Raw genomic sequence first — 3,955 nt, forward strand, 5'->3', positions numbered from 1 at the left:
GTCATTGAGTAKGTCAGCACCTCATGTCGTGGTGTTTTTGATAGATTTGAAGATATATTAATAATTCTGCCTCCATTATTAATTTTTGAAATAAAATGCTGTGTGATAAAAAAAACAGATTTGACATTGACAYTGAACATATTGTCAAACTGTTCTTCAGTAGTGTTTTCAATGCCAACTCTTTCAAGAGCTCCAGCATTGTTAATCAAAATGTCTATTCCTCTTCCGGATAAAATTGTGTTTATCTGTGAGAATAATTCATCTAAGGATTTTTTATTCGAGAAATCACCTCTAACTATTTCCCCTTTACCACCAATAGTATGAACTTCATTCAATACTTCTTCAGCAGAATCTCTATTGTTTGTGTAATGAATTATCACAAATGCCCCCTCTTTTGCTAAATCAAGTGCAATTGATCTTCCGATACCTCTGCTTGAACCGGTTATCAAAGCAATCTTATTCCCAAGTTTATTCATCGTTATTCAAGTTTATATTTCTAAATTATTACCACTAATGGTTCTTTGCTTTACAGCTGTTGCTATTTTTGTCACTAGCCCAAACAGATATGCTGAAAAGGCATTATTGTGAAAGTATTTTTTCTCTATGTAATTGTCCCCATTCCCTCAATTCTAAAAGCACTTTTGTAATTGATAATCCGTGTTCTGTGATTGAATATTCTGTGGTTTTAGGAAAAGCATCAATCGTTTTTTTAGAAATCAATAAATTATTTTCTAAATCTTTTAGGTCTTTAGAAAGTGTCCGATCGGTTATTTTTTTAAACAATTTAGATATTTCTGAAAATCTGCGTTGGAATTGTGGCTGGACTATTCACGGCGTGTATGTCATTAGTTACACTTGCATTTTTAATCACTACTCCTGAGACTTCGTGCCTAATTTGGGTGGGCACAATTTTGGGTTTCCAAGCCGAGTGCTGCTGCGCGGGAGTCAGGCGGCACTTATGAGCAGAAAGGGTGGGAAAGATCATGAACCRCAGGCAAAGGTTTAGTCTGTTGAAAATATTGCCTAAGCCAAATCCAAAGATTAGGCCTGTCCGTTCTATCGGACTAAAATTTAAAACGTGTATATGGACAATGGATGACCGATTAAAGATCTGCAATTTTATAATTGCTCCATCCCTTATACTTAACGCCTGCAGTCTATTTTTTTTAATAAGAAAGTGTATCGTGATATTCTCAAAGATTAGCTATTATTGTTCTTCTTTGGCTATTGGGAAATGATTACTAAACCTCTTTTTGATGAAGGTCAATTGTTGGCAAGAATAGCCGAGCGGGATCATCTTGCATTTAAAGTCCTTTACGAAAAATATTATGGGACAATCTTTAAATTTTCTTTCCGCTTATTGCAATGCGAATCTTCTGCTGAAGAGGTAATTCAGGAAACAATGCTTCAGATCTGGCAGCTTGGCGACAAGCTCAGGACGATCAATAGTATTGAAGCTTTTATCAAGACAATAGCACGGCGTAGGGCAATTGATCAGCTAAGGATAAAAGAGCAGGGTTTCAATGTTCAGAAGGAAGTGTTAGCTATGTTAACGCCGATAGAACTGGATAATAATGAGTCCTTTACATTTGAGTCCGCACACGTTGCATTGGAAGAAGGTATAGGAAAACTGCCGGACCAGCAGCGTCAGGTTTATCAGCTTTGTTATCAGCAAGGTTTAAAATATCAGCAAGTGGCAGACAGACTGAATATAAGTCATGGAACGGTTCAGACCCATATGAAACTAGCCTTAAAATTCCTTAGGGGCTATGTCCGCAAACATTCACAGTTTGTAATCTTCGCTATACTATTTAAGCTTCTCTAAGTCACCGACGCCACAGTCAGTTCGATATTTTTTTTAAAATAAAATTACCTCGATTTCTTATTTCTCCGACTTATTAATAAAGTCACATGACAGCAAGGTTAAATATGACCTCATGTTTATCATAAAACCACAAAATGGACAAGAATAGATTTAGCTATTTATATGAGCAGTACCTGACCGGGCGTTTGACCTCTGATGAGCTTGAGGAGTGGAAAACGGCGTTATCTCAAGCTGATTCATATGCTGAAATTGATATTCTGGTACAGGATTTATGGGATAGGGACGATTTGCCGGCTCCTGACTATAATAGAGAAAATGCACTTAATATTTACAGGGAAATTGTTGCCTCACCTGATGAAGATGCTGATCCTGTAAAACAAAACATTGTAAAACTTTGGCCGCGTATTGCTGCTGTCGCTGCACTTTTTGTAGCAGTCTGTGGTATTGGTTTTTTCTTCTTATCAAAATACCGTCCTCAACCTGAAAAAAGCACCGCCTATGTAAAGGACATTGCACCAGGGAAAACAGGGGCCACTCTAACCCTTGCAAGCGGAAAAAAAATAAGACTGACCGATGCCATAAAAGGAGAAATAGCAAAGGAGTCGGGAATCAGTGTTAACAAAACAGCAGAGGGGTATCTGGTGTACCGATTAGGACCTTCTTCTGATAAGAAGGGGGGGGGAGAAGGAATGAATACGCTTTCCACAGCCCGAGGGGAAACCTACATTTTAATTTTACCGGATAAATCCAAGGTTTGGTTAAATGCGGCTTCCAGCCTAACTTATTCTACGGATCTTTTGGACCACGGTATCCGGAAAGTCCGCCTTCAGGGAGAAGCCTATTTCGAAATAGCTAAAGATAAGAAGCATCCTTTTGTAGTAAGTACTGCAAATCATGATGTAGAGGTTTTAGGGACACATTTTAATGTCAATAGCTATCCGGAAGAATCCTCAACCACTACGACATTGCTTGAGGGCAGTGTAAAAATAATTACCGAAAAATTAACACGCCTGCTTAAACCCAATCAGCAATCCGTATTTACTGACGGTGGTTTCAATGTGAAAAATGTAAATGCTGAAGATGCCGTAGCCTGGAAAGACGGCGCCTTTATTTTCGAAGACGAAACATTGCAGAGTATTATGAGACGGATTTCCAGGTGGTATAACGTTGAGGTCGAATATGCTGAAAATGTAGATAAGGATAAGTTATATGGGGGCGGGGTGTCAAGGTACGCCAATGTCTCTTCTGTGCTGGAAATATTGGAGTCAACAAAAAATATACACTTTAAAGTTAAGGGAAGGAGGATATTGGTGACGAAATAGATCTACTGTATATCACTCAAATATCAATTCACCCTAAAGAACCATTATGGTAAACTATCAATCCCGATGTATACCGGGACTGATAGTGTGTTTTGATCTTATGTTCCCGAAAAAGGAACTATTAATTGTTTAACCGCGGGCTTACAAATTTTCGACGATCAGGAAGCATCCGCAAAACCAACCAAAACAACCAAAAGTATGAAATTTATTCATCTATTTAGATGCAATATCCGATATGTCGCACCTAAACAAATTTTGCGCATTATGAAGTTGATTATTGTCATCATGACAACCTTTCTGTTACAGTTAAGTGCATCTACTCTTGCGCAGCATATTACGCTCAAGGAAAATAATATAAGTCTTCGGAAAGTCTTCACTCAGATAAGAAAGCAGACAGGATATATTGTACTCTATGAGTCTGATCTTGTGAAAACGACAACGGCAGTAAGTGTTGATTTAGAAAACATCCAACTGGAGCAGGCCCTGAAAATTATTTTAAAAGATCAGAATTTAAACTTCGAATTAAGACAAAAATCAATCATTCTCAGCAAAAAAAGCATTTCTTCCGTAAAGCCCTTCATTGATAAAAGTGTCGGGGCAATTGATATTAAAGGGAAGGTTGTAGATGAGGATGGTAAAGGGATACCATCTGTAAGTATTTTGATAAAGGGAACAAAAAACGGCACCTATACAAATGATAACGGTGGTTTCTCGATTTCGCTAATAAACGGGGAACAGGAAATTGTTGTATCCGCAGTAGGTTATATTACGCAGACTATACTTGTTGGAAACCAAACAAGCATCAGTG

Annotated in this window: 5 protein-coding genes; 3 read left to right on the forward strand and 2 right to left on the reverse strand. The window is 37.9% G+C overall.

The window, feature by feature from the left end; genetic code table 11:
- Nucleotides 1-476: SDR family NAD(P)-dependent oxidoreductase (locus AC1DND_RS23095; RefSeq protein WP_477584934.1), on the reverse strand; the 476-nt coding region annotated here is incomplete at its 3' end.
- A 103-nt stretch (nucleotides 477-579) separates the two neighbouring features.
- Entirely contained in the window at nucleotides 580-783 is a 204-nt protein-coding gene (locus tag AC1DND_RS23100) for a winged helix-turn-helix transcriptional regulator (protein WP_477584935.1), read from the reverse strand.
- Nucleotides 784-1,234: 451 nt separating this feature from the next.
- On the opposite strand from AC1DND_RS23100, the gene AC1DND_RS23105 reads away from it, so the two are divergent.
- The 3 genes from AC1DND_RS23105 to AC1DND_RS23115 form a co-directional block, all read left to right on the forward strand.
- On the forward strand, nucleotides 1,235-1,825 hold the full coding sequence (locus AC1DND_RS23105; protein ID WP_477584936.1) for an RNA polymerase sigma factor: 591 nt from the start codon (nucleotides 1,235-1,237) through the stop codon (nucleotides 1,823-1,825).
- A gap of 134 nt (nucleotides 1,826-1,959) precedes the next feature.
- Entirely contained in the window at nucleotides 1,960-3,147 is a 1,188-nt protein-coding gene (locus tag AC1DND_RS23110; RefSeq protein ID WP_477584937.1) for a FecR domain-containing protein, read from the forward strand.
- Between the two features lie 264 nt (nucleotides 3,148-3,411).
- On the forward strand, nucleotides 3,412-3,955 hold a 544-nt coding region (locus AC1DND_RS23115), incomplete at its 3' end, for an STN domain-containing protein (protein WP_477584938.1).

Source organism: Pedobacter sp. 01N416 (genome assembly GCF_056399685.1).

Coding starts and splice junctions, on each gene's coding strand:
- AC1DND_RS23110 (WP_477584937.1), top strand. CDS start 1,960: ATGGACAAGAATAGATTTAGCTATTTATATGAGCAGTACCTGACCGGG.
- AC1DND_RS23105 (WP_477584936.1), top strand. CDS start 1,235: ATGATTACTAAACCTCTTTTTGATGAAGGTCAATTGTTGGCAAGAATA.